We start from the raw sequence: 26568 nt of genomic DNA, 5'->3' as shown, positions 1-26568 counted from the left end.
AGAAGCGTTCCGTTACAACGGACGAAATGCAACGTGACTTTCGCGGCGGGCCGGCCATCCCTAAATAGTGCTGGTTTTCCATGGGGAATTGGGGGCTGTCTGCATGTGCGGTATCGTTGGAATCGTCGGCCACTCGCAGGTTGCGCCGCTCATCGTCGACGCGCTGAAGCGGCTCGAATATCGCGGCTATGACTCGGCTGGCGTCGCCACCATCGAGCATGGTCAGCTTGCCCGCCGCCGCGCCGAAGGCAAGCTGATCAACCTTGAGCGCCGGCTCAAGGACGATCCGCTCGACGGCACGATCGGCATCGGCCACACGCGCTGGGCAACGCATGGTGTGCCCAACGAGACCAATGCGCATCCGCATTTTTCCGACGGCGTTGCCATCGTCCACAACGGCATCATCGAGAATTTCGCCGAACTGCGTGACGAGCTGATCCGCGATGGCTATTCTTTTTCATCGCAGACCGACACCGAGGTCGTCGCCCATCTGGTGGCGCGAGAACTGGCCAAGGGGTTGCCGCCGGTCGAGGCCGCGCACGAGGCGCTGAAGCGATTGGAAGGCGCCTTCGCGCTGGCCATCATGTTCAGGGGTGACGAGGACCTGATCGTCGGCGCCCGCAACGGCCCGCCGCTGGCTGTTGGCCATGGCGATGGCGAGATGTTCTTGGGCTCCGATGCCATCGCGCTCGCGCCGTTCACCAATTCGATCACCTATCTCGAAGATGGCGACTGGGCGGTGGTGCGCCGCGCAGGCGTTACGATCTTCGACATTGACGGCAGACAAGTCGAGCGCAAACGTCAGCAGTCGCTGTCGACCAGCTTCATGGTCGACAAGGGCAACCGGCGCCATTTCATGGAGAAGGAAATCCATGAACAGCCCGAGGTGATCTCGCACACGCTGGCGAACTATCTCGACTTTGTCGGCGGCGTGTCCAAGCCGCTCGACCTGCCTTTCGATTTCGCCAAGATCGACCGGCTGGCGATTTCGGCCTGCGGAACCGCCTATCTCGCCGGCCTGATCGGCAAGTACTGGTTCGAGCGCTACGCCCGTCTGCCGGTCGACATCGATGTCGCCTCGGAGTTCCGCTACCGCGAAATGCCGCTGTCGAAGAACGATGCTGCCTTCTTCATCTCGCAATCGGGCGAGACCGCCGACACGCTGGCGTCGTTGCGCTACTGCCGCAAAGCGGGGATGAAGATCGGCGCCGTCGTCAATGTGCGCGAATCGACCATGGCGCGCGAATCCGACGTGGTGCTGCCGACGCTCGCCGGCCCGGAGATCGGTGTCGCCTCGACCAAGGCCTTCACATGCCAGCTTTCGGTGCTGGCATCGCTTGCCGTGCGCGCAGGCGTGGCGCGCGGCACGATTTCACGCGAGCAGGAAAAGACATTTGTGCGCGAGCTGTCGGAAGCGCCGCGCTATGCCAACCAGGTGTTGAAGCTCGACCATCAGATCGAAAAGATCGCGCGCGACCTCGCCCACTACAAGAACGTGCTTTATCTCGGCCGCGACACCAATTTCCCGCTGGCCATGGAAGGCGCGCTGAAACTCAAGGAAATCTCCTATATCCACGCCGAGGGCTATGCCGCGGGCGAACTGAAGCACGGGCCGATCGCCCTGATCGACGAGAACATGCCTGTCATCGTCATCGCGCCGCATGACCGCATTTTCGAAAAGACCGTCTCGAACATGCAGGAAGTGGCGGCGCGCGGCGGCAAGATCATCCTGATCACCGATAGCAAGGGTGCGGCACTTACGAGCGTCAAGACGATGGAGACGATCGTGCTGCCGGACGTGCCGGAAATCATCTCGCCGATCATCTATGCGCTGCCGATCCAGATGCTTGCCTATTTCACCGCCGTGTTCATGGGCACCGATGTCGACCAGCCGCGCAATCTGGCGAAATCGGTGACGGTGGAATAGGCGCCTCCAAAAACTTCGCAGTTCCAAAAGCGCCTTCAGACCGAGTGATGGCATTTGCATCACAGCGGCTGTTTTTCTTTTTGAGCATGATCTTTTTGTGAAAACCGGTTCCCACTTTTCGGGATCATGCTCTAATGTTGCGCTGCAACCCGCGCCCCGGTGAACCATGTCCGACGCTCCCAAGACCTCCGGCATGACCCGGCTGAGGAACTATTTCCTCACGGGCTTCGTCGTCTGCGCGCCGCTGGCGATCACCGCCTATATTGCCTGGTCGTTCATCGGCTGGGTCGATTCGTGGGTGAAGCCCTATATTCCGGCACGCTATAGTCCGGACAGCTACCTGCCGTTTCCGGTCCCGGGGTTCGGGCTGATCGTCGCGCTGATCCTGATCACGTTGATCGGTTTTCTGACGGCCAACATTGTCGGCCGCGCCATCGTCAACTTTGGCGAGCGGCTGCTTGGCCGCATGCCGCTGGTGCGCGGCATCTATGGCTCGCTGAAGCAGATTTTCGAGACCGTGCTGTCGAACAAGGGCGACATGTTCCGCCAGGTCGGGCTGGTCGAATATCCGCGCAAGGGCGTGTGGTCTCTGGTTTTCGTCGCCAGCGAGAAGGAAACCGAGATCAACCAGAAGCTCGATCAGGAAGGCGATCCGCTGATCGCCGTGTTCATGCCCTGCACGCCCAATCCGACCACCGGATTCCTGATGTATGTGCCGAAGTCCGACATCGTGCTGCTCGACATGACGATCGAAGATGGCGCCAAGCTGATCGTCTCGGCCGGACTGGTGGCGCCCGAGGTCAAGCAAATGGTCGTCGTGAACGGCGAGCCAATTAATGGAGAGCTTGCCAACCCGTCGGTTGCCGCCCTGGCTCAGCCGGCGCGCAGGAGCCGGACGGCTTCGTCGCGACCGAACAAATAAAGCAACAGGCGCAACGCCTCGCCCCGCTCGGATTGCAGCTCAGGGTCGCGTGACAGGATCAGCCTGGCATCATCGCGGGCAGCCTCCAAAAGGTCGGCATGCGCCTCGATACGCGCCACCTGGAAACCAGGCGTGCCGGACTGGCGGGTGCCCAGCAGTTCGCCTTCGCCGCGCAGCTTCAGGTCCTCTTCGGCGATCAGGAAACCGTCCTCGGTCTCGCGCATCACCGACAGCCGGCGCTTTGCGGTCTCGCCGAGCGGGTCCTTGTAGAGCAGCACGCAGGAGGACTTGATGTCACCGCGCCCGACGCGGCCGCGCAATTGGTGCAACTGGGCGAGGCCAAAGCGCTCGGCATGCTCGATGACCATGACGGTGGCATCTGGCACGTCGACGCCGACCTCGATCACCGTGGTGGCGATCAGGATGCGTGTCTCGCCCTGCTTGAAGGCGCGCATCGCCTCGTCCTTGTCGGCGCCCTTCATGCGGCCGTGGACGAGACCGATGCGGTCCCCGAACAACGGTTTGAGAGAGGCAAAACGGTCCTCGGCCGACATCAGCTTGATCTCTTCGGATTCCTCGACCAGCGGACAGATCCAGTAGATCTTCTGGCCGCCGGCAACCGCGTCGACCATGCGGCCGACCAGTTCATCGAGTCGCTCGAGCGGCAGCGTTACGGTGCGGATCGGTTGCCGGCCGGCCGGTTTTTCCGTCAGCTTCGACACATCCATGTCGCCGAAGGCGGTCAATACCAGCGTGCGCGGGATGGGCGTGGCCGTCATCACCAGCATGTCAGGCGCATCGCCCTTGGCGGTGATGGCAAGCCGCTGATGGACGCCGAAGCGATGCTGCTCGTCGATGACGGCGAAGACCAGATCGTGGAATGTGACCGTCTCCTGGAACAGCGCGTGGGTGCCGACGACGATGTCGATCTCGCCGCTCGCCAGGCCGGCCAGCGTCTCGGTGCGCTCGCGACCTTTCTCGCGCCCCGTGAGGATAGCGATACGCAGCCCGACTTTGGCGGCAAGCGGCGCGATCGTCGCCAAATGCTGGCGCGCCAGGATTTCGGTCGGCGCCATCAGTGCTGCCTGGCCGCCGGCCTCGACCGCACGCGCCATGGCCAGCAGCGCGACGACCGTCTTGCCGGAGCCGACATCGCCTTGCAGGAGCCGCAGCATGCGCTCGGGATCGGCGAGATCGGCATTGATTTCGGCGAGCGCGAATTCCTGGCTGGCGGTCAGCGAATAGGGGAGTGCGGCGCGCAGTTTCTCGACGATGCTGCCGTCGCCGACCAGAGGACGGCCGGACAGGCGGCGGATTTTTGCCCGCACCAGCGCCAGCGAGACCTGGCCCGCCAGCAATTCGTCATAGGCAAGGCGTCGCCACGCGGCGCCATCGATGGCGACATCGATCGGGTCGGCCGGATTGTGAATGCGGGCGAGCGCATCGCCAAAGGGGGCAAAACTGTGCCGGCGCATGAAGGCGCCGTCCTGCCATTCGGCCAATACGGGCAAGCGCGCCAGTGCCTGGCCGATCGCCCGGCGCAGCACCTTGCCCGAGAGCCCGGCGGTGAGCGGATAGACCGGTTCGACGAGCGGCAGGTTTTCCGCTTCGCTGGCCAGCGCGATGTGGTCGGGGTGGACCATGGTCGGGCGGCCGTTGAACCATTCCATGCGGCCCGAGACCACGACATCTTCGCCTTCGGGCATTGCCTTTTCGAGATAGGAAGCATGGGCATGGAAGAAGGTCAGTGCGATCTCGCCGGTGTCGTCATGGGCGTAGACCCGGTAGGGCACCGACCTGTTGCCGCGCGGCGGCGGCTGGTGGCGGTCGATGCGCACCTCGAGTGTGACGATCGCGCCCTCGGGTGCGAGCGCGATGCCAGGCCGGTTGCGGCGGTCGATGACGGTGTGCGGCAGCACGAACAGAAGGTCGCCGGCGCGTGCTGCGCGATCACCGAGATCGGCCGCGACCACTTTCTCGATCAGGGTGCCGACCTTCGGTCCGACGCCGGCCAGCGAGGTGATCGGGACAAACAGCGGATCGAGGATGGAAGGACGCATGATGTCAGCTTATGTCGCGACGGCTGCAGCGCAAGGCTGACAGCCCCTTCTATCCACGCTATATGCGCCGCAGCAAGTAAGGACGCGGCACAATGACCGGAACGACACGATCAAGCGAGGGGCTCGACGCCCACCGCCGCAAGCTTTTGTTTCGTTCCTGGCATCGCGGCATGCGCGAGATGGACCTGATCCTCGGCACCTTCGCCGACGCCCAGATCGGCGCCTTGACCGGCGAGGAAATCGACCAATATGAGCGGCTCCTCGACATTCCCGACACCGAATTCCTGCCCATGGTCACCGGCGAACGTCCGGTTCCCCGGGATGTCGATTGTGCCGTCCTGCAAAAGATCCTGGCTTTTCGCCACTCCATGACATTCTGAACACATGCAATTCCAGGAAAAGTGCGAAGCGGTTTTCCATCCGGAAATGCGACAGACAAGACAGTGATTTCATGAGCCTCATTCCCAAAATCGGCCTGCCGAAAGGCCGCGCCGGCCAGTTCATCGTCGACGGCGTCGCCGACGGCTACGAAGCCTTTGCGCTGGTGCAGGCGGCACTCGAGATCGCACCCGACAAGCCGGTGCTGTTCGTGGCGCGTGACGGCCAGCGCCTGCCGGCGATCATCGAAGCATTGTCCTTTGCGGCCCCCGGCCTTCCCGTCTTGGAACTGCCGGCCTGGGATTGCTTGCCCTATGACCGCGTCTCGCCCGGCTCGGATGCCGCCGCCAAGCGCCTCGATGCGCTGACCGCCATGATCGCGCTGGCGAAGAAGCCACACCGCGCCGTCATCCTCACCACCGCCAATGCGCTGCTGCAGCGTATTCCGCCGGCGGAACTGGTCGAGGCACAGACCTTTCATGCCAGGCCCGGCAACCAGATCGACATGAATGTGCTCATATCGCGGCTGGAAACGTCCGGTTTCGAGCGCGTGCCGACCGTGCGCGGCATCGGTGAGTTCGCCGTGCGCGGCGGCATCCTCGACCTCTTCGCCCCCGGCTGGACCGAAGCGCTCAGGCTCGACTTCTTTGGCGACACGCTTGAATCGATCCGGGTGTTTGACGCAGGCACCCAGCGCACCACCGGCCAGCGCAAGTCGATGGCACTGCAGGCGATGAGCGAGGTGGCGCTGACGCCGGAAACCATCAGCCGCTTCCGCCGCTCCTATATCGAAGCCTTTGGCGCACCGCAGCGCGACGACGGGCTCTATGCTGCGGTCAGCGAGGGCAGGCGGTTCGCCGGCATGGAGCACTGGCTGCCGTTCTTCTACGAGCGGCTGGAAACCGTGTTCGACTATTTGCCGGACACGCCTGTTGTGTTTGATCATCTGGCGCATGAGGCGCTCGCCGAACGCCACACGCTGATCCTCGATCACTACGAGGCGCGCAAAAAGCAGGCCGACAGCGCGCTGAAGGATGCCGTGCCCTACAAGCCGGTGCCGCCGGACCTGCTCTATCTCTCGCCGGAAAACCTGATTGCCTCGCTCGGACCGCGCGAGGCGATCGACTTTACGCCCTTCGATGCGCCTGACGCTGGGGCGAAAAAGGTCTACCACGCCGGTTCGCGCCATGGCCGCAGCTTCGCTGGGGAACGCGCCGACCCCAGCATCAATGTCTTCGATATCGTCGTCAAACACATCGCCGACGAGCGCGCTGCGCGCCGTCGGGTCGTCATTGCCGGTTGGACCGAAGGCTCGCTCGACCGGCTTGGCCAGATCCTCAGCGAGCACCACCTCGGCAATCTCAAGCAGGTTGCCACGCTGGCGGAAGCCGAACAGCTCGAGCCGGGGCAGGCGGCTCTTGCCGTGCTGCCGCTGGAATCCGGTTTCGAGACCGAAGGACTGGTCGTCGTCGCCGAACAGGACATTCTCGGTGACCGGCTGATCCGGCGTTCGAAGCGCAAGAAACGGGCTTCCGACTTCATTGCCGAAGCTTCCGCACTGTCGGCCGGCGACATTGTCGTCCACGCCGACCACGGCATCGGCCGATTCATTGGCCTGCGCACCATCGAAGCGGTTGGCGCACCGCATGACTGCCTCGAAATCCACTATGCCGGCGATGACCGACTGTTCCTGCCGGTCGAGAACATCGAGCTCCTGTCGCGCTACGGCTCGGATTCGGCAGAGGCGACGCTGGACAAGCTTGGCGGCGGCGCCTGGCAGTCGCGCAAGGCGCGGCTGAAGAAACGCCTGCTCGACATGGCCGGGCAATTGATCCGCATCGCCGCCGAACGGCAGATGCGCGCCGCACCGGCGCTGGTGCCGGCGGAAGGTCTCTATGGCGAGTTCGCGGCCCGCTTCCCCTATGAGGAGACCGACGACCAGCAGACGGCGATCGACTCGGTTCGGGACGACCTTGCCGCCGGCAAGCCGATGGACCGGCTGATCTGCGGCGATGTCGGCTTCGGCAAGACCGAAGTGGCGCTGCGGGCGGCCTTCATCGCGGCTATGGAAGGCTTTCAGGTGGCGGTGGTGGTGCCGACAACATTGTTGTCGCGCCAGCATTTTAAGACCTTTTCGCAACGCTTTTCCGGCCTGCCGATCCGGGTTGCCCAGGCGTCGCGGCTGGTCGGTGCCAAGGAACTGGCCGAGACCAAGAAAGGCATCGCCGCGGGGCATGTCGATATCGTCGTCGGCACCCATGCGCTGCTTGGTGCCTCGATCTCGTTCAAGAGCCTTGGTCTTTTGATCATCGACGAGGAACAGCACTTTGGCGTCAAGCACAAGGAGCGGCTGAAGGATCTGAAGACCGATGTGCACGTGCTGACGCTGTCGGCGACGCCGATCCCGCGCACGCTGCAACTGGCGCTGACCGGGGTGCGCGAGCTGTCGCTGATTGCCACGCCGCCGGTCGACCGCATGGCGGTGCGCACCTTTATCTCGCCCTTCGATCCGCTGGTGATTCGTGAAACGCTGCTCAGGGAACGCTATCGCGGCGGTCACTCCTTCTACGTCGTTCCGCGTATCAGCGATCTGGCGGAAATCCAGGATTTCCTGAGAGAATCCGTGCCGGAGCTGAAAGTAGCCGTGGCCCATGGCCAGATGCCGCCGGGCGAACTCGATGACATCATGAATGCGTTCTACGACGGCCAGTACGATGTGCTTCTGTCGACAACCATCGTCGAATCCGGCCTCGACATCCCGACCGCCAACACGCTGATCATCCATCGCGCCGACATGTTCGGCCTGTCGCAACTCTACCAGCTGCGCGGCCGCGTCGGCCGCTCGAAGGTGCGCGCCTACGCGCTGTTCACGCTTCCGGCCAACCGCAAGCTGACCGACACAGCCGAGCGCCGGCTGAAGGTGCTGCAGTCGCTCGACACGCTGGGCGCCGGCTTCCAGCTGGCCAGCCACGACCTCGATATCAGAGGCGCCGGCAATCTTCTCGGTGAAGAGCAGTCCGGCCACATCAAGGAGGTCGGTTTCGAGCTTTACCAGCAGATGCTGGAAGAGGCCGTCGCCGAGGTGAAGGATTCCGGCGACGTGCAGGATGGCGGCTGGTCGCCGCAGATCGCCGTCGGCACGGCGGTGATGATCCCGGAAAGCTATGTTCCGGACCTGCAGCTCAGGCTGGCGCTCTATCGCCGCCTCGGCGACCTCGAAAACACCGAGGAAATCGACGCTTTCGGAGCCGAGCTGATCGACCGCTTCGGCCCGCTGCCGGACGAGGTGAAGCATCTCTTGAAGATCGTCTTCATCAAAGCGCTCTGCCGCAGGGCCAATGTGGAGAAACTCGACGCCGGGCCGAAGGGCGTCGTCATCCATTTCCGCAAACGCGAATTCTCCAACCCGGTCGGCCTGGTCCAGTTCATCGGCGAGCAGGGTTCGCTGGCCAAGATCCGACCCGACCACAGCGTCGTGTTCGTGCGCGACTGGCCGACGGCCGAGAAGCGGCTGGCGGGTTCGGCGGTCGTCATGACGCAGTTGGCGCGGCTGGTGGCGGCTTAGGGCGGGGATAGGGACACCGGCTGGCCCGGCTCCGCCATTCGCCACGCGGACAAATCCGGTCTAGAATAGGAAATCGGCTTCGTGTATGGAGCCGCGATCCCCATTTGGGGCGGATTGGCGGGCGATGGCGCGCGCCTGATTTATTGACGCGATTCCGGACGGAAAACCGTTTCACACTTTTCCTGGGATTGCTCGGAAAGAGCGTTGGGTGCAGCGATGACAAAATGGTCGCCGAATTCGTGGAGAGCAAAGCCGATCAAGCAGGTTCCTGCATATCCGGACCTTGCCGCGCTGAAGAACACGGAAGCCCAGCTCGCAACCTTTCCGCCGCTGGTTTTTGCAGGTGAGGCGCGCAAGCTGAAGAAGCAGCTTGCAGCGGTCGCTGCCGGTGACGCATTCCTTCTGCAGGGCGGCGATTGCGCAGAAAGTTTTGCCGAACATGGCGCGGACAACATCCGCGACTTCTTCCGCGTCTTCCTTCAGATGTCGGTGGTGCTGACCTTCGCCGGCGCGCAGCCGGTGGTGAAGGTCGGCCGCGTTGCTGGCCAGTTCGCCAAGCCGCGCTCGTCCGACAACGAGACCAAGGGCGATGTGACGCTGCCCAGCTATCGCGGCGACATCATCAACGGCATCGAGTTCGATGCCAAGTCGCGCATTCCGGATCCTGCCCGCCAGGAAATGGCGTACCGCCAGTCGGCGGCGACGCTCAACCTGCTGCGCGCCTTCGCACAGGGCGGCTATGCCAGTCTGGAGAATGTGCATAGCTGGATGCTCGGCTTCGTGTCCGACAGCCCGCAAGGCGAGAAGTACGGTGAGCTCGCCAACCGCATCACCGAGACGATGGACTTCATGAAGGCCGTCGGCATCACCTCGGAAACCAATTACGCGCTGCGCGAGACCGATTTCTACACCAGCCACGAGGCGCTGCTGCTCGGCTACGAGGAGGCGTTGACCCGCGTCGATTCGACCTCTGGCGACTGGTACGCCACGTCAGGTCATATGATCTGGATCGGCGACCGCACCCGCCAACCCGACCATGCGCATGTCGAATATTGCCGCGGCATCAAGAACCCGCTTGGCCTGAAATGCGGCCCGTCGCTGACGCCGGATGGGTTGCTGGAACTGATCGACCTGCTCAACCCCGAAAACGAACCCGGCCGGCTGACGCTGATCGCACGCTTCGGCTCCGACAAGGTCGCCGACCATCTGCCGAAGCTGGTGCGCGCGGTGCAGAAGGAAGGCCGCAGCGTGGTGTGGTCGTCCGACCCGATGCACGGCAACACGATCGAAGCCGCCGGCTACAAGACTCGGCCGTTCGACCGCATCCTGAAGGAAGTGCAGACCTTCTTCGAGGTGCACCGTGCCGAAGGCACGCATCCGGGCGGCATCCATGTCGAGATGACCGGCAAGAACGTGACAGAATGCACCGGTGGCGCGCGCGCCATCACCGCCGAGGAGTTGCAGGACCGCTACCACACCCATTGCGACCCACGCCTCAACGCCGACCAGGCGATCGAACTGGCCTTCCTGGTCTCGGACCTGTTGAAGAAGAGCCACCCGGTGCAGCACAAGCAGGCCGTTAACGGCTGAGCTTGATTTCGGCCTGACGTCGACAGAAAAAGCGCTGGAGAGATCCGGCGCTTTTTTTCAGCCTGTTGAGTGACCGCGTTCCCGGCGCAGGCCAACGAGACGGGGATCGGCAAACGCCGTCCTCGAAAGCTCGATGCGCTTTTCCGTGGGTGCAAAACAATCCGTGGCGGAGATGGACGAGGGGACGCTCAGTCCTTCTTGTAGAGCAGCCAGCTCTTGCCGGCGCGGCCGGCCATCGTCGAATGCTTGGTCACCCGGTTGCGCCCGCTGACCTTGGAGCGATAGAGCGCCCGGTCGGCCTTGGTGTAGAGGTCCTCGGGGCCCTCCGCCTCGGATGCCATGCAGATGCCCATCGAGACGGTGACTGTGCCGTAGTTCGCGCCGGTCTGGCTGCTGGTGAACGGCGTCTGCTCGATCAGGGCGCGAATACGCTCGGCAATCTCGTAGGTTGCGTCCTCGCTGGCGCCCTCGATGATCAGTGCGAACTCTTCGCCGCCGGTGCGGGCGACAAACATGTCGCCGCGAATGCTGGTCTGGAAAATGTCGGCAATGATCTGGATGATCTTGTCGCCGACCGGGTGACCGTAGCGATCGTTGATGTCCTTGAAGCGATCGATGTCAGCAAGGATCAGGGCGTTGAACAGGATGCCCTTGTTGCTGTTGTAGATCCGGGTGATTTCCTTGTCGAAAGCGCGGCGATTCCAGATATGGGTCAACGGATCGGTGTCGGCCAGCCGCTTGTATTCCTCGAGCTTCGACTTGACGCTCTCGAGCTCGGCCGTCTTGTCGCTCAGCGTCGAGGCCACCTGCCGGCCGTGATCGATCGTCGAATTGGTGGCAGTCGCCATGGCGTTGGCGATCTTCTGCAAAAGATCCTGCGAGAGCAGGCTGCGGTTGCTGAGGCCATTCGATGTCTCATCGAGGATCCTGCCGTATTTTTCGATGTGGCTGCGCTCACTCCTCAACAGCGAAGCGACCTCTTCGAGCTCCCTGGCAATGACGTCTCTGGCATGCTCGACGATGCCGGGACCGTGGTTATGGGCAAAGAAGGCGCGGCCGATCTGGTCCAGTTCATCCTGTGTCGGCCGGTTGCTCAGCGAAACGACGGCGAGGCTGAGTTCGCGATTGGTGCCGCTCAGTGCCTCGTAGAAAATCTCGTAGTTGCGCGGCAGGCCGAGCAGGCCCAACTGGCGCATTGTGGCGACAACAGTGGCAGCTATATCGGCGCTTCGTTCGGTCGGGACGGCTGCGGGCTGCATGTCGTGATCACTCTTCCCCTCGGATCCCCGCAGCAGAACTTGCAGGTTCCATTTGTCGCCGGCCGGGGGAAGGCAACCCGATGATCCAGAACATCTTGCGAACAGACGTGTCCCCACCTGCGACGTTCGCTCGCCATGACCATAAATGCGGGAGCGCTAAAGTTTCCTTAATTCCCTGAGGTCCCACAGTTTTTTCTCTCTCTGAGGCTGTAGAAGCATCAATCTACGCACCAACAATCCGGGATGAACGCCAGTTCAACCGAGATGACGCCGGTTTGGTGGCTTTGAATGCGGAACTCGCGCATCATGCTGCTAACAATGAAACTGAATTTCGGTTTCGCCACACCAGCAAATGTCGCATTTGCTTGCGTGCGGCCGTTGCAAAGCTGGAATCCTGACAAAGATGCTCGATGCCAGGCAGAGTTTCTTCAAGGAGGGCCGAAGTGAGTGACAGTCACCTGGGATCGTGTCTGTGCGGAGCGGTCCGCTTCAGAACACGAGGAGCGCTGCGCGGCGTCGTCTATTGTCATTGCTCGCAATGCAGGAAGCAGAGCGGACATTTCTACGCCGCGACCAATGTTGCAAACGCCGACATCGCGATCGAGGGCGGGGAAAGCATTACCTGGTACGAAGCGTCTTCCTTCGCGAGGCGCGGTTTTTGCAAGGCATGCGGGTCGGTGCTGTTCTGGAAGCCACGAGACCAGGACTACATTTCGGTCATGGCCGGATCGTTCGACAGTCCGACGGGCCTTGAGGGCGAATGCCATATCTTCGTCATTGACAAGGGCGATTATTATTCGATCGACGACGGGCTGCCGCAGTTTGAAAAGTCGACACCGTCCATACCTGTCGCTGAATGAATCTTGGACAAGTCACCTTATTTCATTGATCTGGCCAGCCATTGCATTATCCCGTCCCGGTGATTCGGAAAGGGGTTTGGCATGCAGCGGCTGATCGACGCTTTTTTCAATTCGGTGCGGGCTTTTCGCAAGCTGGCCGTCAGCGAGAAGGCTTTCCAGCAGGAGCTGATGCTGCTCGCGCTCGCCTTGCCGCTCGGCTGGTTCGTTTCGATCTCGTGGCGCGGCTATGCCTTGCTGATCGGCGCGGTGCTGCTGCTGATCATGGTCGAGGTGCTGAATACCGGCATCGAGGCGGCCTGCGATGCCTTCAGCCGTGAGTTCAATGTCGATATCCAGCTGGCCAAGGACTGCGGTTCGCTGGCGGTGCTGATTTCGGTGATCATCGTCGCCGGCGTCTGGGGTATCGCCATCATCGAGCGGATCACTGGACTACCTATCTAGAATCCGAGCACCTACATGACGGTCACCACGACCTGATCCCGATGGGATCATGGGCTGAGGAGAATTTCATGTCGGATGCCGCCGATTTTCCCCTGCTTGAGCGAGCCGGCCTGCCAGACGATCTGCGCTGGCTGGCCGAGAAATACCCGCGTGAAAACTGGCAGGGCCACGCCAACATCCATGGCGTTGCCAACATGTGGCTGCAGCGGCACGACATGTTTCGAGAACTCGGCGGCATGCTGACCAACGGCATTGGCAACTACCGCGAGGGCAGGCTGACGGCGCCCGACTTCGCGCGCTGGTTCGCGCCGCGTCTCAACCATCTTCTCGGCAATCTCGATGGCCACCACAATGTCGAGGATTACCAATATTTCCCGGTCTTCGCCGAAGCCGAGCCCCGGCTGAAGCGCGGGTTCGAGATTCTCGATGCCGACCATCACACCATTCATGAAGGACTGGAGCGCAATGCCGAGGCTGCCAACGCCTTCATCAAGACGCTCCAGAAGAGCGAGGACAGACAGCGCTTCGCCGCCGACGCCTATGCCGACGAAAACAGCCGGCTGATCGCCATGCTGACCCGGCATCTTGCCGACGAGGAAGACCTGATCATCCCGCTGATCCTCGATCGGGGTGATCAGGCGCTCGGCATCGACTGATGCATGTCGCCCAAAAGTGCGTGGCAGTTTGGGGCAACGACATGCATGAAACTAAAGACCTCAGCTTTCCCTAGCCCGTTCTTTTTTCGCGACATGCCGGGCGACGAACCAGGCAAGGATTGCCACCGTCAAGCCAATGGCAAGCGCGATCAGGAACCGCTCATGGTGAGCCAGTGCCTGTCCGATGATGTGTTCGGCGCCCAACCCGAAGACGTAACCGATGGTGCCGAACAGCACCGCCCAGATCACCGATGAAATGGCGTTGAGGATGACGAAACGCTGCACCGTGATGCGCGAGAGGCCGGCCGCGATGCCTCCGACGAGGCGCATGCCGTAGACGTAGCGGTTGGACAGCACAAAAATGTTGGGATGGGTGTTGAGCAGGCGATAGGCGCGGCGAAAACCGGGCCGCTTGCGCAACCTGACGACGTAGGGATGGTCGGCAAAGCTTCGTCCAAGAATGAAGAAGAAGGTGTCACCGACGAAGGCGCCAAGCGCGGCCGCGAGGAAGGCATGCCACAGCACGAAGACTTGCTGGTGCGCGAAGAAGCCACCGAGGATGGCGGCACTTTCGCCCTCGGCGACACAGCCGAGAAAGACGGCAAGCAGGCCGTATTGTTCGATGAGGTGATGGATCGCATTCGTCATCAGGGCGCGGTCTGCGAAGCGAGCCGTTCATCGATCCGCTTCAGCTGTTCGGCCAACTGCGCGATCTCATCGCGCATGCCAATGATCTGGCTGTGGCGCAGTTCGTCCAGTTTTTCATGCAAGGCCATGATCTCGATCTCGGCCTTGAGGTTGACCTCGTAGTCGTGCGTAGCGTCGATGCGGTCGCGCGCGGCCTGGCGATTCTGAGACATCATGATCACCGGCGCCTGCAGGGCGGCGATCATCGACAGCACGAGGTTGAGGAAGATGAAGGGGTAGGGATCGAACGACTCTTGCCCCAGCAGCCACCAGTTGGCGCCGATCCAGAGGATCAGGAAAGCGATGAAGGACAGGATGAACGTCCACGAACCGCCGACGCGCGCAATGGCATCGGCGATACGATCGCCCGCGCCCTGAAGGCCGGCAAGTCTCTCATTGATGTTCTGCGATACCGGCTTGCGATCGACAGCGCTTTGCAGCACCCGCCTTTCGAGTTCGGTCAGATTGTCCGGCGTTCGCCTTAGCCAGCGGTTGGCCAGTTCCGGCACTGTCTTGTTCATGGATGTCTCCATACCAAAAGCCTCGGCTTGGCAGCCTCGTCTCCATATAGGAAGATGCCGTTCCGTCAAAAGCGCGGCACGGAGATGAAAGCAAAATGCCAAGCTTCGCGAAAATCCGCGCCCGAGCCGCCAAACGCAAGGGCGGCGAGGCGGAGCTTTCGTCGCTTTTGGGGCCGGCGCCAGACAATGCCGCCGTGGCTGACATCGCCGACGATCGTATTCTGTCTGTCATGGCCGAGCGCGTCTTTGCCGCCGGTTTCGTCTGGCGCGTCATCGAACAGAAATGGCCAGGCTTCGAGGAAGCTTTCCTCCACTTCGAGCCGAAGCGGCTGCTGTTCCAACCCGACGATTTCTGGCACGATCTGACGGCCGACAAGCGCATCGTGCGCAATCCGCAGAAGATCAAATCGGTGCGCGACAATGCTGCCTTCGTCGACCGCGTGTCGAAGGAACACAGCAGCTTCGGCAAATTTCTTGCGGGCTGGCCGGCGGACGACCAAGTCGGCCTGATGGCCTATCTCGGCAAGCACGGCAGCCGGCTCGGCGGCAACACCGGCCAGTATTTCCTGCGCTGGCTGGGCTGGGATGCTTTCGTCATTTCGGGTGATATGGCGGCCGCACTGCGCGAGGCCGGCCTCGACATCGCCGAAAGCCCGATCTCGAAGAAGGATCTCGACAAGATCCAGAAGCAGATCAATCAATGGGCGGCGGAGACCGGCCTGCCGCGCCGGCATATCTCGCGCATCCTGGCGATGTCGATTGGCGAGAACAACTCGCCGGAAGCGTTGCGCCAATATATGGGCGACGACTGATCGTCGGTCGCCCAGCCACGATCTGATATCTTCACGAATGAGGTATGTCATTCGGTCTGGATTGGTCCAAACGAACGCCATTGCCCGGCGAATTTTGCCGCGCTAAACCCGCAGGCATGACCAAGAAACTCGATATCCTGCGCATCGCCGTCGCCCAGCTCAATCCGACTGTCGGCGACATTGCCGGCAACCTCGCCAAGGCGCGCGAGGCGAGGGCGGATGCCACCCGCCAGGGCGCCGATCTCGTGCTCTACACCGAGCTTTTCCTCGCCGGCTATCCGCCGGAAGATCTGGTCCTGAAGCCGGCGTTCCTGAAGGCCTGCGAAAAGGCGGCGCAGGATTTTGCCGCCGACACCGCCGATGGCGGCCCGGGCGTCATCATCGGCACGCCGCTGAAGCGCAAGAGCGGCACGCATAATTCGATCATCTTCGCCGATGGCGGCAAGATCATCGCCGAGCGCTACAAGCTCGATTTGCCGAATTACGGCGAGTTCGACGAGAAGCGCGTCTTCCAGGCCGGACCAGAGATCCAGGGGCCGGTTAATTTCCGCGGCGTGCGGATTGGGATTCCGATCTGCGAGGACATCTGGGGCGATGTCGGCGTCTGCGAGACGCTGGCGGAAAGCGGAGCGGAAATCCTGCTGGTGCCGAACGGCTCGCCCTATTATCGCGCCAAGATCGATGTCCGCCACCAGGTCGTCATCCGCCAGGTCATCGAATGCGGACTGCCGATGATCTATGCCAACCAACTCGGCGGCCAGGACGAGCTGATCTTCGACGGCGCGTCGTTTGCCATAGGTTACGACAAGACGCTGGCCTTCCAGATGAGCCAGTTCGAGGACGCGGTCGACGTCACCACCTGGAAGCGAACGGATGGCGGCTGGATCTGCTCGGAAGGGCCGATGTCGAAGATCCCGGACAGGGAGGAGGCCGACTACCGCGCCTGCATGCTTGGCTTGCGCGACTACGTCAACAAGAACGGTTTCAAGAACGTCGTGCTTGGCCTTTCCGGTGGCATCGACTCGGCGATCTGCGCGGCGCTTGCCGTCGATGCGCTTGGCGAGGAACGCCTGCGCGCGGTGATGATGCCCTACCGCTACACCTCGAAGGACTCGCTGAAGGATGCTGAGGACTGCGCCCGTGCGCTCGGCTGCCGCTATGACATCGTGCCGATCTTCGAGCCTGTCGAAGGTTTTCTGCACACGCTGACGCAGCTTTTCGAGGGCACCAAGGAAGGCATTACCGAAGAGAATTTGCAGAGCCGAGCGCGCGGCACCATCCTGATGGCGATCTCGAACAAATTTGGCTCGATGGTCGTCACGACGGGCAACAAGAGCGAGATGTCGGTCGGCTACGCCACGCTCTACGGTGACATGAACGGCGGCTTCAATCCGATCAAAGACCTCTACAAGATGCAGGTCTACGCGCTGTCGCGTTGGCGCAACAGCCATGTGCCATCGGGCGCGCTCGGGCCCTCGGGCGAGGTGATCCCGAAGAACATCATCGACAAGGCGCCGTCGGCGGAGTTGCGTGAGAACCAGACCGACCAGGATTCGCTGCCGCCCTATCCGGTGCTGGACGACATCCTCGAATGCCTGGTCGAGAACGAGATGGGGGTCGACGACATCGTCGCTCGTGGTCACGACCGGGCGACGGTGACACGCATCGAGCACCTGCTCTACATAGCCGAATACAAGCGCCGGCAGGCTGCACCCGGGGTGAAGATCACCAAAAAGAACTTCGGTCGCGACCGTCGCTATCCCATCACCAACCGTTTCAGGGATCGCGGTTAACGGGCTGATTTTATTTATGAATCTTGGGGCGTGGAGGTTTGTCAGCCATTTCAAGGGAACGTCAAGTTCAAGTCCGCACCGACGTGACGATCGTGATTGCCGACCAGACGGCCTCTCTCGTGGCGCGGCTCCTGGAGCCCGTTGTTGCAAAATAACCTCAGTTCCTAGACCAGATAGACTTTTGGCGAGAGCTCGCCTTGGCGATGCGCCGAGGCGTCTCTATAACAACCGTTCCGCGATTCATTTGCGGGAGGTCCGAATGGCAGTATTTCAAATGGTAATGCGAGGCCGCGAAGCCTAGGTCTCATCTTGTGTCCTGCGAGGGGTTTGTCCTCGCACTGACGCCGGATTGAGCACAGGCTTACGCCGATGCCGGTCGCCGCCCGATTACGGGCGAGACGCCAAATATGCCACCTCCGCATTCTGGGCAATCATTGGCCCTTACGCGGCTTCTTCAATCTTCGACCTTACTGGGATCGGGCTCGTTTGCGCCCGAATGACATCATGGCTCGTTTTCGAATCGATTTGCGCGCGAGCGCCTTTCGCAGCGTTCTTGGCTTCACGCTCACCCATTGGCGGCGCCAGCCGTGGCGGCTTTCCCTCATCATGGGCGGCTTCCTGCTGTCGACGCTGGCCGACGTTTTGACGCCGCTCTATTCCGGCCGGCTGGTCGATGCCGTCGCCAGCAGCGCCGGCGCCGACGCGATTGCCTGGAATGCCGCAATGACGGCGTTTTCGATACTGATGGCCCTGGCGCTGACCGGCGTCGTGCTGCGCAATCTTGCCTTCATGGCGATCGTCGAGCTGACGCTGAAGATGATGGCTGATATCGCCGCCGACGCCTTCCATCGCGTCCAGCGTTTTTCCACCGACTGGCATGCCAACAGCTTTGCCGGCTCGACGGTGCGCAAGGTGACGCGCGGCATGTGGGCGCTCGACCTGCTCAACGACACGATCCTCATCGCGCTGCTGCCGTCCGTCGTCATGCTGGTCGGCTCGACCCTGCTGCTTGGCTGGTTCTGGCCGCTCATGGGCGCGGTCGTTGCCGTCGGTTCGGTGCTTTTCATCACGGTGACGGCGATGCTGTCGCTTGGCTATGTCGCGCCGGCGGCACGGCTCGCCAACACCTGGGACACGCGCCTGGGTGGCTCGCTGGCCGACGCGGTGAGCTGCAATGCCGTGGTCAAAGGCTTTGGCGCCGAGGAGCGCGAGGAGCGCCGCCTCGCCAGGGTCGTGGCCAAATGGCGTGCGCGCACGCGGCGCACCTGGGTGCGCGGCACCATCAACGGCACCACGCAAGGGGCGCTGCTGCTGGTCATGAGAGCTGCTGTGATCGGTCTGGCGCTGATGCTGTGGTCTTGGGGGCAAGCAAGCGCCGGCGACGTCGCCTTCGTGCTGACCTCGTTTTTCGTGCTGCAGGGTTATCTCAGGGATATCGGCACGCATATCCGCAACCTGCAGCGCTCGATCAACGACATGGAGGAACTGGTCGATTTCCAGTCCGAACCGCTTGGCATAGAGGACAGTCCTGGCGCGAAGCCGATCCGGATCACGCAGGGGGCTATCCGCTTCGACAACGTCACTTTCCACTACGGCAACCACCGATCGCCGCTCTACCGCGACTTTTCGGTCGATATCGCGCCCGGTGAACGCGTCGGGCTCGTCGGCCATTCGGGTTCGGGAAAGACGACCTTCGTCAAGCTGATCCAGCGGCTTTATGACGTGAATGCGGGAAAAATCCTGGTCGACCGCCAGGACATCTCGAAGGTGGCGCAAGCGTCGCTGCGTGGGCAGATCGCGATCGTCCAGCAGGAGCCGATCCTGTTCCACCGGTCGCTGGCCGAGAACATTGCCTACGCCCGGCCAACAGCGACGCAAGATGAGATCGAGCACGCGGCGCGGCTGGCGAGCGCGCACGACTTCATCGCCAACCTGCCGAAGGGTTACGGCACACTGGTCGGCGAACGCGGCGTAAAGCTGTCGGGCGGCGAACGTCAGCGGGTGGCGATCGCGCGCGCTTTCCTTGCCGATGCGCGCATCCTGATCCTCGACGAGGCGACGTCGAGCCTCGATTCGGAATCGGAGGTGCTGATCCAGCAGGCGATGGAACGGCTGATGGTCGGCCGCACGACGCTGATCATCGCACACCGGCTTTCGACGGTACGGGCGCTTGACCGGCTGCTGGTCTTCGATCGTGGCAAAATCGTCGAGGAAGGCTCGCATGACGAACTGATCCGGCTGAAGGGCGGTATCTACCGCCGCCTGTTCGAACGCCAGGCACTGGAACTGACCAAGGGCCCGGTGATCTGACCGAACTCCATTGCCGGGCCGCGTCCATTTGGGCGCGGCCCGGCATGCCCCGAATGAAGGGGCGCCGCCCCGGTCTTTTCATTGCGCGCATCCTGTTCTATGTCTGCCGCACAGCGCGGGGGCGCGTCTTGTCAATCACAAAAGCATCCGGTACGCCCCGTTCATGACAGTTACCGTTCGTTTCGCCCCGTCGCCAACCGGCCGCATACATATCGGCAATGCGCGCACCGCTTTGTTCAACTGGCTGTTCGCCATGAACAACAAGGGCCGCTTCATCCAGCGTTTCGACGACACCGACATTGCCCGCTCGAAGCAGGAATTCTCCGACGCCATCCTCTACGACCTGCATTGGCTCGGCATCTTTCCGGACGCCACCGAGTACCAGTCGAGGCGCTTCGAGATTTATGACGCGGCGGTCGAGAGGCTGAAGGCGGCCGGCGTTGTCTACGCCTGTTACGAAACGCCGGAGGAACTCGATCTCAGGCGCAAGGTGCGCCGCACGCGCGGCCTGCCGCCGGTCTATGGCCGCGAGGCGCTGGCGCTTTCGCCGGAGCAGATCGCCGAATACCAGGCCGATGGCCGCCGGCCGCACTGGCGCTTCCTGTTACCCAATTTCTCCAGTGATCCGCTGCAGCCCGAACGCACCGAGATCCACTGGAACGATCTGGTGCGCGGCGAGGAAACCGTCGATCTTGCCTCGCTTTCCGACCCGGTTCTGGTGCGCGAGGACGGCACCTATCTCTATACGCTGCCTTCGGTGGTCGACGACATCGAGATGGGCGTCAGCCATGTCATCCGCGGCGACGACCATGTCACCAACACCGGTGTGCAGATCGCCCTGTTCCAGGCGCTGGCTGCCGAGCCGCCAGTGTTCGGCCACCACAATCTGTTGACCACGGCATCGGGCGAGGGGCTGTCGAAGCGCACCGGCGCGCTCTCCATCGAAAGCCTGCGCGAGGACGGCATCGAGCCGATGGCGGTCGCTTCGCTTGCCGTGCTGGTCGGCACCTCGGAGAATGTAGCGGCGGTGCCGACAATGGGCGAACTCGCCGAACGGTTCGATCCGGCGGCGACCTCGAAATCCGCGGCCAAGTTCGATCCAGACGAACTGTTCGTGCTTAACCGGACGCTGCTGCACCATATGCCCTTCACCGAGGCGCAGGACCGGCTGATCGTGCTTGGTGTCTCGGGTGAGCAGGCCGAACCGTTCTGGCTGGCGGTGCGTGGCAATCTCGACAGGCTGGCCGATGCGGTGAACTGGTGGCGTATCCTGCGCGAAGGTCCGCAGGAGAAGGCGGAATTTTCCGATGGCGATCGCGATTTCCTTGGTCAGGCCTTCGACCTGCTGCCGGATGAACCCTGGAGCGGGACAATCTGGAAGGACTGGACTGGTAAGGTCAGGGAAGCGACGGGCCGCAAGGGCAAGGCGTTGTTCATGCCGCTCAGGCTCGCCCTTACCGGACTGCCTTCGGGGCCGGAGCTTGCAGATCTATTGCCGCTGATGGGTCGGGAAGGAACGATGGCCCGACGACCCTGACCTTGCGCTGCTCCGGCGGCAAGGCGGAGACCGGCGACGTCACCGGCTTGATGGAAAGCCGTTTGATCGCCTCGCGGTTGAGACCGCCTTCCATATTGGCCAGGGTTTCCGGATCGGTACCCGGATCGGGCTTCGAAACCGGCACCGGAATGAGCGGTGCCGCATCCGTTTCGGGCTGCGACTGCTCGGGATTTGGCGGGTTGCCGGCAATGACCTGGAAATTCTGCGCTGCGTTGCAGCCGCAAGCCGGCGGCCGCGACATGTTGGACTGCTTGTAGAGATAGGCGGTCGGCAATTCACTGTAGGGCCTGCCGGTGACCGACGATGTCATGGCGGCCGAATCGTCGTCCATGCCGCGTGAGTAGAAAACCTGCATCTCGGTGCCGGGGCAGCTCGATTCGCAATTCTTCTGATCGCGTTCGAAATCGCTCGTGGAAGCCGAGTTCGACATCGGGAAGAAGTAGCCGTCGCAGGTGCGCACGCATGTGGTGTGGAACTCACCGCCGACGCTCGGAAAATCCGGCACGCCGGGCTGGTTGAGCACCCGGCTGACGTTGCGCTCCTCGCCGGAATCATCGGGCTGGTCCAGCGTGTCGACCGTATCAGGCTGCCGGCTGTTGCCGCCGAAAAGCTGGTCGAACAGGTTCGTGTTGCCTTCTTCGCGGTTCGCTTCCTGCAGAGGCGCGCGGCGTGGAGCAACCGCATTGTCACGGCAGCCCTTGGCGTCGAGCGCCGCCAGGATGCGGCCACGGTCGCGTCGTGATCCGCCCTCGGCCAGCCGCTCGCGTTTCCTTTGCAAGGCGTCGAGGTTGGCATTCATTCGATCGATGGTGGCATTGAGCCCAGCGCATTCCCTGACCTTGCGGCTGAACAATGAAAAGCCGCAACCGGCACTGCTGGACTGGCTACGGGCCTTCGAGATTTGCCCTCGCTGTCTTTCGATCGCGGCGTCGTATTTCCGGATCAATGCCGGGCCACCGCCGCCCCCATTGGACGCAGCCGCAAGATCGGCTTCCAATTGCCGGCAGACACGCGAAGCGGCTTGTGGCTCGGTAACGGCGATGGCTGAAAGCACGAGCGCGCCAAGTAGGCCAGCCAGGTGCGTCAGCTTCGACCTTCCGCCCGTCATTGCCCGAAACCCCGCTTGCGTGCCTGCCGCGATGCTATCGGATTCGCGGTTAACCGTCCCTCAATCTACAACCAAAGATGGTCTTCGCCCAAAGATGCGTCGGTGCGGCTGTTCACAGATCCCGCGGCCGCGGGATCCTGACGCTGCATGAAAAAGGCGTATTCGCTCGGAAAAAGTGCCTGGAATCCAGCAATGCCCGGAGGCTTGGCATGACCGCGATGACTCGTCGAACCGCATTGCAATTTGGTCTCTCGTGCCTGGCGATGCAGGTTGCCATGGCGCAGGAGAAGCCCATCGCACTGGATTGGCGTACCGGATTGGTCGGGGCCGCCCTGGAGCAGATCGGCGTCACCACCCACTACGATCCGGCCTATACACGCCTGGCCTATCCAGGTGGCGATGTCGCGCCGGAGCGGGGGGTGTGCACGGATGTCGTGGTCCGCGCCTATCGCCGGGCCTTCGATCTCGACCTGCAAAGGCTGGTGCATGAGGATATGCTGGCCAATTTCGGAGCCTATCCGAAGACTTGGGGCCTGAAAGCGCCCGACCGCAACATCGACCACCGTCGGGTGCAGAACCTTGCTGTCTTTTTCGAGCGCCGGGGTGGTTCCCTGCCGGTCAGCCAGGATCCCGCCGACTATCAACCAGGCGCCCTCGTCACCCAGATGCTGCCCGGCAACCTACCGCACATCGCCATCGTCTCTTCCAACCGTTCAGCGGAAGTGCCGGAAAGGGCGCTGGTCATTCACAACATCGGGGCGGGCGCCCGGGAGGAGGATACCTTGTTCGCCTTCAGGCAGACGGGACATTTCTCCTTTGCGCCGACCTGAGAACCCCTAGCCCAGATTGACGACCGCCTGCGCCTTGTGGGCGGCTTCGACGACGGCAAGCGCCGTCATGTTGACGACACCACGCGACGTGACCGACGGCGTCAATATGTGCGCCGGCTTGTCGGTGCCGAGCAGGATCGGCCCGACATGCAGAGCGTCCATCATGGTCCTGAGCGCGGTCAGCGTGATGTTGGCGGAATCGAGGTTGGGGAACACCAGCAGATTGGCTTCGCCCTTCAGCCGCGAATGCGGATAGACGCGCTGGCGCAGGTGCTCCGACAGGGCAGTATCCGCATGCATCTCGCCGTCGCACTCCAGATCGGGCGCGATGCGCGCGAGGATCGCCGCCGCCTGCCGCATCTTGAGCGCGCTTGGCGAATCGCGTGAGCCGAAATCCGAATGCGACAGCAGTGCTGCCTTCGGTTCGATGCCGAAGCGCTGGATTTCTTCCGCCGCCAGCACCGTCATCTCGGCGATCTCCTCCGCCGTCGGGTCGACGGTGACGTGCGTGTCGGTCAGGAAGACGATGCCGCGCTGCGAGATCAGCATGGAGAGCGTCGACAGGTCATGATCCTTGATGCCGGCGCGCGGCCCAATGATCAAAGTGACGTTGCGCAGATGCCGCTCGAAGCGGCCTTCGAGACCGCAGACCATGGCGTCGGCATCGCCGCGCTTCAGGGCTAGGGCGGCGATGACCGTATTGTCGGTTCGCACCATGGTGCGCGCGGCTTCCGTCGTCACGCCGCGCCGGCCGGCAAGTTCGATCAGCAGGTCGACATAGTTGCGATAGCGCGGATCGTCCTCGGGATTGATCAGACCGAAATCGACGCCGGGCTTGATGCGCAAGCCGTAGCGCTTCAGGCGCACTTCGATGACGTGCGGGCGGCCGATCAGGATCGGTTCGGCGATGCCTTCCTCGAGCACCACCTGGGCGGCGCGCAGCACGCGCTCGTCTTCGCCGTCGGCATAGATGACGCGCTTGGCGCTCGACGCCTTGGCAGACGAGAACACCGGCTTCATCACCAGTCCAGAGCGGAAGACGAAGCGGTTCAGCTTGTCGATATAGGCGGCGAAGTCGGTGATCGGCCGTGTCGCGACACCAGTGTCGCAGGCCGCCTTGGCGACCGCCGGGGCGATGCGCAGGATCAGGCGGGGATCGAACGGCGAGGGGATCAGGAACTCGGGGCCGAAGATCGGCGTCTCACCGGAATAGGCGCGGGCCGCGACATCGGAGGGTTCCTCGCGGGCAAGCGCTGCGATCGCCCGCACCGCCGCCATCTTCATCTCCTCGTTGATGGCGCTGGCGCCGCAGTCGAGCGCGCCGCGAAAGATGTAAGGAAAGCACAGTACGTTGTTGACCTGATTGGGAAAATCGGACCTGCCTGTGCAGATCATCGCATCGGGACGCGCGGCACGCGCGGTTTCCGGCATGATCTCGGGATTGGGGTTGGCCAGCGCCAGGATCAGTGGTTTCGGCGCCATGTGCTGGAGCAGTTCGGGCTTCAGCACGCCTGCCGCCGAGAGGCCGAGGAAGACGTCGGCGCCCGGGATGACATCGGCCAGCGTGCGCGCTTCGGTGTCCTTCACATAGGGGTCTTTCCACCGGTCCATCTCATCGGTGCGGCCCTTGTAGGCGACGCCGAAACGGTCGGTGACCCAGATGTTTTCCACCCGCGCGCCAAGCGAGACCAGCAGATTGAGGCAGGCAAGGGCGGCCGCACCGGCGCCCGAGGTGACGATCTTGATGTTCGAGATGGTCTTGCCGGCGAATTCCAGCCCGTTGAGTACGGCGGCGGCGACGATGATGGCGGTGCCGTGCTGGTCGTCATGGAAGACTGGGATGCCCATGCGGGCTTTCAACTGTTCCTCGACTTCGAAGCATTCGGGCGCCTTGATGTCTTCGAGGTTGATGCCGCCGAAGGTCGGCTCCAATGCCGAGATCGTCTCGACCATGCGCTCGATGCCCGGCGCATCGATCTCGATGTCGAAGACGTCAATGCCGGCGAACTTCTTGAACAGGACAGCCTTGCCTTCCATGACCGGCTTGGAGGCCAGCGGGCCGATATTGCCGAGACCGAGCACGGCCGATCCGTTGGAGACGACGCCGACCAGATTGGCGCGCGCCGTGTAATCGGCGGCGGTCGCCGGATCGTCGCGGATTTCGAGACAAGGGGCTGCGACGCCTGGCGAATAGGCGAGCGCGAGGTCGCGCTGGTTGCCGAGCGGCTTGGTCGCCTGGATCTCGAGCTTTCCAGGCCTTGGATGCTTGTGGAAGTAGAGGGCGGCTTCGTCGAGGTCCGAACGTGCCGTCTTTTTGATCTCGCCTTCCATGCGGCCGCTCCCTCGAAATCTGCCTGGAAAGTCCTTTTAGCATGCGGCCAAGGTTTTTCGCGACGCTAAATGACGCGCCGGCAGCTTTACCCGTCGACGCGTCTAAAATGTCAATTTATCAAATGCTTATGCCGATTTCATCGCATATGAATCTTACTGCTCGCAGGCATGCCGATCAAAAGGCGCTGACGTAGAGACCGCCATCGACCGGTATGTTCTGTCCAGTCAGATACCCGGCATGGACCGAACACAGGAAGGCGCAGATCTGGCCGAATTCCTCCGGCGTGCCGAGCCGCTTGGCCGGCACATCGGCGCTGATGCGGGTCTTGCGCGCCGCTGCGGCGGCGGGATCCTCGGCGGTACCGGCCTCATGCGGGCCGCGCAGCCGGTCGGTGTCGAGCTTGCCCGGCAGCATGTTGTTGATGGTCACGTTGCGGTCGATCACCGTCCGCGCCACACCGGCGAGGAACGAGGTCAGACCGGCGCGCGCGCCCGACGACAGGTCGAGGCCGGGGATGGGGACGTAGACCGACAGCGAGGTGATGTTGACGATGCGGCCGAAGCCGCGCGCCGCCATGCCGTCGATGACGGCCTGCACCAGCTCGACCGGCGTCACCATGTTCTGGGTGACGCCTTCAAGGATCTTCGCCCGATCGAGTTCACGGAAATCACGCAATGGCGGGCCGCCATTGTTGTTGACGAGGATGTCCGGTTCGGGACATGCGGCGAGCAACGCCTTCTGCACCTCCGGCTTCGAAACATCGCCGACGACTTCGGTCACCGTCACGCCATAGCGCTCACGCAGCTCGGCGGCGGTCTTGGCCACCAGTTCAGCATTGCGCCCGTTGACGACGATGTCGCAGCCGGCCTCGGCCAGCGCCATGGCGCAACCACGCCCAAGGCCCTTGCTCGAAGCGCAGACGATGGCCTTTTTTCCGCGAATGCCGAGATCCATGATGA

Annotated in this window: 20 protein-coding genes; 13 read left to right on the top strand and 7 right to left on the bottom strand. The window is 62.6% G+C overall.

Translation table 11 applies throughout. From position 1 onward, the window contains the following. The first annotated feature begins 103 nt into the window (after nucleotides 1–103). Nucleotides 104–1927 (top strand): glutamine--fructose-6-phosphate transaminase (isomerizing), encoded by a 1824-nt coding sequence (gene glmS, locus AC1D10_RS27075; RefSeq protein WP_477277312.1) that lies wholly within the window; start codon nucleotides 104–106, stop codon nucleotides 1925–1927. 166 nt (nucleotides 1928–2093) lie between these two features. After that, a complete protein-coding gene (locus AC1D10_RS27070) occupies nucleotides 2094–2849 on the top strand; it encodes a DUF502 domain-containing protein (RefSeq protein ID WP_477277311.1) in 756 nt (251 codons plus the stop codon). On the opposite strand, the gene recG is transcribed toward AC1D10_RS27070, so the two are convergent. Beyond that, nucleotides 2801–4909 (bottom strand): ATP-dependent DNA helicase RecG, encoded by a 2109-nt coding sequence (recG, locus tag AC1D10_RS27065; protein WP_477277309.1) that lies wholly within the window; start codon nucleotides 4907–4909, stop codon nucleotides 2801–2803. The genes AC1D10_RS27070 and recG overlap by 49 nt on opposite strands. Nucleotides 4910–5001: 92 nt before the next feature. Between recG and AC1D10_RS27060 the strand changes: the two genes are divergently transcribed. From AC1D10_RS27060 to AC1D10_RS27050, 3 genes are all read left to right on the top strand, one after another. Beyond that, a complete protein-coding gene (locus AC1D10_RS27060) occupies nucleotides 5002–5289 on the top strand; it encodes a succinate dehydrogenase assembly factor 2 (RefSeq protein WP_477277307.1) in 288 nt (95 codons plus the stop codon). A 71-nt stretch (nucleotides 5290–5360) separates the two neighbouring features. Continuing rightward, on the top strand, nucleotides 5361–8852 hold the full coding sequence (gene mfd / locus AC1D10_RS27055; RefSeq protein WP_477277305.1) for a transcription-repair coupling factor: 3492 nt from the start codon (nucleotides 5361–5363) through the stop codon (nucleotides 8850–8852). A gap of 216 nt (nucleotides 8853–9068) precedes the next feature. Next, nucleotides 9069–10442, top strand: coding sequence for a class II 3-deoxy-7-phosphoheptulonate synthase (locus AC1D10_RS27050; RefSeq protein WP_477277304.1), 1374 nt, complete (start codon nucleotides 9069–9071; stop codon nucleotides 10440–10442). A gap of 188 nt (nucleotides 10443–10630) precedes the next feature. Here AC1D10_RS27050 and AC1D10_RS27045 read toward each other — a convergent pair whose 3' ends face one another. Beyond that, on the bottom strand, nucleotides 10631–11701 hold the full coding sequence (locus AC1D10_RS27045; protein WP_477277302.1) for a GGDEF domain-containing protein: 1071 nt from the start codon (nucleotides 11699–11701) through the stop codon (nucleotides 10631–10633). 443 nt (nucleotides 11702–12144) lie between these two features. Between AC1D10_RS27045 and AC1D10_RS27040 the strand changes: the two genes are divergently transcribed. The 3 genes from AC1D10_RS27040 to AC1D10_RS27030 all read left to right on the top strand — a co-directional run bounded on the left by AC1D10_RS27040 (nucleotide 12145) and on the right by AC1D10_RS27030 (nucleotide 13658). After that, entirely contained in the window at nucleotides 12145–12561 is a 417-nt protein-coding gene (locus tag AC1D10_RS27040) for a GFA family protein (protein ID WP_477277300.1), read from the top strand. Nucleotides 12562–12642: 81 nt separating this feature from the next. After that, nucleotides 12643–13002, top strand: coding sequence for a diacylglycerol kinase (locus AC1D10_RS27035; RefSeq protein ID WP_095085124.1), 360 nt, complete (start codon nucleotides 12643–12645; stop codon nucleotides 13000–13002). Between the two features lie 68 nt (nucleotides 13003–13070). Next, the gene (locus tag AC1D10_RS27030; RefSeq protein ID WP_477277298.1) at nucleotides 13071–13658 is read left to right on the top strand and encodes a hemerythrin domain-containing protein; all 588 of its coding nucleotides are present in this window, start codon (nucleotides 13071–13073) and stop codon (nucleotides 13656–13658) included. A gap of 60 nt (nucleotides 13659–13718) precedes the next feature. On the opposite strand, the gene AC1D10_RS27025 is transcribed toward AC1D10_RS27030, so the two are convergent. Together AC1D10_RS27025 and AC1D10_RS27020 are read right to left on the bottom strand one after the other, a co-directional pair. Continuing rightward, nucleotides 13719–14306, bottom strand: coding sequence for a DedA family protein (locus AC1D10_RS27025; RefSeq protein ID WP_477277296.1), 588 nt, complete (start codon nucleotides 14304–14306; stop codon nucleotides 13719–13721). Next, nucleotides 14306–14866, bottom strand: a complete 561-nt coding sequence (locus AC1D10_RS27020) for a DUF1003 domain-containing protein (protein ID WP_477277294.1) — start codon at nucleotides 14864–14866, stop codon at nucleotides 14306–14308. Before AC1D10_RS27020 ends, AC1D10_RS27025 begins: the two co-directional genes overlap by 1 nt. Before the next feature lie 95 nt (nucleotides 14867–14961). Between AC1D10_RS27020 and AC1D10_RS27015 the strand changes: the two genes are divergently transcribed. The 4 genes from AC1D10_RS27015 to gltX all read left to right on the top strand — a co-directional run bounded on the left by AC1D10_RS27015 (nucleotide 14962) and on the right by gltX (nucleotide 21318). Beyond that, nucleotides 14962–15678, top strand: coding sequence for a DNA-3-methyladenine glycosylase I (locus AC1D10_RS27015; RefSeq protein ID WP_477277292.1), 717 nt, complete (start codon nucleotides 14962–14964; stop codon nucleotides 15676–15678). Between the two features lie 116 nt (nucleotides 15679–15794). Further along, a complete protein-coding gene (locus tag AC1D10_RS27010) occupies nucleotides 15795–17471 on the top strand; it encodes an NAD+ synthase (RefSeq protein WP_477277290.1) in 1677 nt (558 codons plus the stop codon). Nucleotides 17472–17975: 504 nt separating this feature from the next. Continuing rightward, a complete protein-coding gene (locus AC1D10_RS27005) occupies nucleotides 17976–19781 on the top strand; it encodes an ABC transporter ATP-binding protein (protein WP_477277288.1) in 1806 nt (601 codons plus the stop codon). 163 nt (nucleotides 19782–19944) lie between these two features. Further along, a complete protein-coding gene (gene gltX / locus AC1D10_RS27000) occupies nucleotides 19945–21318 on the top strand; it encodes a glutamate--tRNA ligase (RefSeq protein ID WP_477277286.1) in 1374 nt (457 codons plus the stop codon). On the opposite strand, the gene AC1D10_RS26995 is transcribed toward gltX, so the two are convergent. Continuing rightward, nucleotides 21236–22447 carry a DUF2865 domain-containing protein gene (locus tag AC1D10_RS26995; RefSeq protein WP_477277284.1) on the bottom strand — a complete coding sequence of 404 codons (1212 nt, stop codon included), beginning with the start codon at nucleotides 22445–22447 and terminating at the stop codon, nucleotides 21236–21238. The two genes, gltX and AC1D10_RS26995, sit on opposite strands and share 83 nt — an antisense overlap. Before the next feature lie 209 nt (nucleotides 22448–22656). Between AC1D10_RS26995 and AC1D10_RS26990 the strand changes: the two genes are divergently transcribed. Continuing rightward, nucleotides 22657–23277 (top strand): DUF1287 domain-containing protein, encoded by a 621-nt coding sequence (locus AC1D10_RS26990; RefSeq protein ID WP_477277282.1) that lies wholly within the window; start codon nucleotides 22657–22659, stop codon nucleotides 23275–23277. A gap of 6 nt (nucleotides 23278–23283) precedes the next feature. Here the strand turns inward: AC1D10_RS26990 and AC1D10_RS26985 are convergent, their stop codons facing one another. Then, complete coding sequence (locus AC1D10_RS26985; RefSeq protein WP_477277280.1) at nucleotides 23284–25608, bottom strand: NADP-dependent malic enzyme; 2325 nt, start codon at nucleotides 25606–25608, stop codon at nucleotides 23284–23286. Nucleotides 25609–25783: 175 nt separating this feature from the next. Beyond that, entirely contained in the window at nucleotides 25784–26563 is a 780-nt protein-coding gene (locus tag AC1D10_RS26980; protein WP_477277278.1) for an SDR family oxidoreductase, read from the bottom strand. Nucleotides 26564–26568: the final 5 nt, after the last annotated feature.

The sequence above is a fragment of the Mesorhizobium sp. P2_A8 genome, from assembly GCF_056404935.1.
This window is presented reverse-complemented; position numbering and strand designations above follow the sequence as displayed.

What these genes read in the sequence shown, in the direction of transcription:
- AC1D10_RS27035 (WP_095085124.1), top strand. Translation starts at nt 12,643, where the DNA reads ATGCAGCGGCTGATCGACGCTTTTTTCAATTCGGTGCGGGCTTTTCGC.
- AC1D10_RS27030 (WP_477277298.1), top strand. Translation starts at nt 13,071, where the DNA reads ATGTCGGATGCCGCCGATTTTCCCCTGCTTGAGCGAGCCGGCCTGCCA.
- AC1D10_RS27020 (WP_477277294.1), bottom strand. Translation starts at nt 14,866, where the DNA reads ATGAACAAGACAGTGCCGGAACTGGCCAACCGCTGGCTAAGGCGAACG.
- AC1D10_RS27070 (WP_477277311.1), top strand. Translation starts at nt 2,094, where the DNA reads ATGTCCGACGCTCCCAAGACCTCCGGCATGACCCGGCTGAGGAACTAT.
- AC1D10_RS26995 (WP_477277284.1), bottom strand. Translation starts at nt 22,447, where the DNA reads ATGACGGGCGGAAGGTCGAAGCTGACGCACCTGGCTGGCCTACTTGGC.
- AC1D10_RS27005 (WP_477277288.1), top strand. Translation starts at nt 17,976, where the DNA reads ATGGCTCGTTTTCGAATCGATTTGCGCGCGAGCGCCTTTCGCAGCGTT.
- AC1D10_RS26990 (WP_477277282.1), top strand. Translation starts at nt 22,657, where the DNA reads ATGACCGCGATGACTCGTCGAACCGCATTGCAATTTGGTCTCTCGTGC.
- gltX (WP_477277286.1), top strand. Translation starts at nt 19,945, where the DNA reads ATGACAGTTACCGTTCGTTTCGCCCCGTCGCCAACCGGCCGCATACAT.
- glmS (WP_477277312.1), top strand. Translation starts at nt 104, where the DNA reads ATGTGCGGTATCGTTGGAATCGTCGGCCACTCGCAGGTTGCGCCGCTC.
- AC1D10_RS26985 (WP_477277280.1), bottom strand. Translation starts at nt 25,608, where the DNA reads ATGGAAGGCGAGATCAAAAAGACGGCACGTTCGGACCTCGACGAAGCC.
- AC1D10_RS27010 (WP_477277290.1), top strand. Translation starts at nt 15,795, where the DNA reads ATGACCAAGAAACTCGATATCCTGCGCATCGCCGTCGCCCAGCTCAAT.
- recG (WP_477277309.1), bottom strand. Translation starts at nt 4,909, where the DNA reads ATGCGTCCTTCCATCCTCGATCCGCTGTTTGTCCCGATCACCTCGCTG.
- AC1D10_RS27025 (WP_477277296.1), bottom strand. Translation starts at nt 14,306, where the DNA reads ATGACGAATGCGATCCATCACCTCATCGAACAATACGGCCTGCTTGCC.
- mfd (WP_477277305.1), top strand. Translation starts at nt 5,361, where the DNA reads ATGAGCCTCATTCCCAAAATCGGCCTGCCGAAAGGCCGCGCCGGCCAG.
- AC1D10_RS27045 (WP_477277302.1), bottom strand. Translation starts at nt 11,701, where the DNA reads ATGCAGCCCGCAGCCGTCCCGACCGAACGAAGCGCCGATATAGCTGCC.
- AC1D10_RS27015 (WP_477277292.1), top strand. Translation starts at nt 14,962, where the DNA reads ATGCCAAGCTTCGCGAAAATCCGCGCCCGAGCCGCCAAACGCAAGGGC.
- AC1D10_RS27050 (WP_477277304.1), top strand. Translation starts at nt 9,069, where the DNA reads ATGACAAAATGGTCGCCGAATTCGTGGAGAGCAAAGCCGATCAAGCAG.
- AC1D10_RS26980 (WP_477277278.1), bottom strand. Translation starts at nt 26,563, where the DNA reads ATGGATCTCGGCATTCGCGGAAAAAAGGCCATCGTCTGCGCTTCGAGC.
- AC1D10_RS27060 (WP_477277307.1), top strand. Translation starts at nt 5,002, where the DNA reads ATGACCGGAACGACACGATCAAGCGAGGGGCTCGACGCCCACCGCCGC.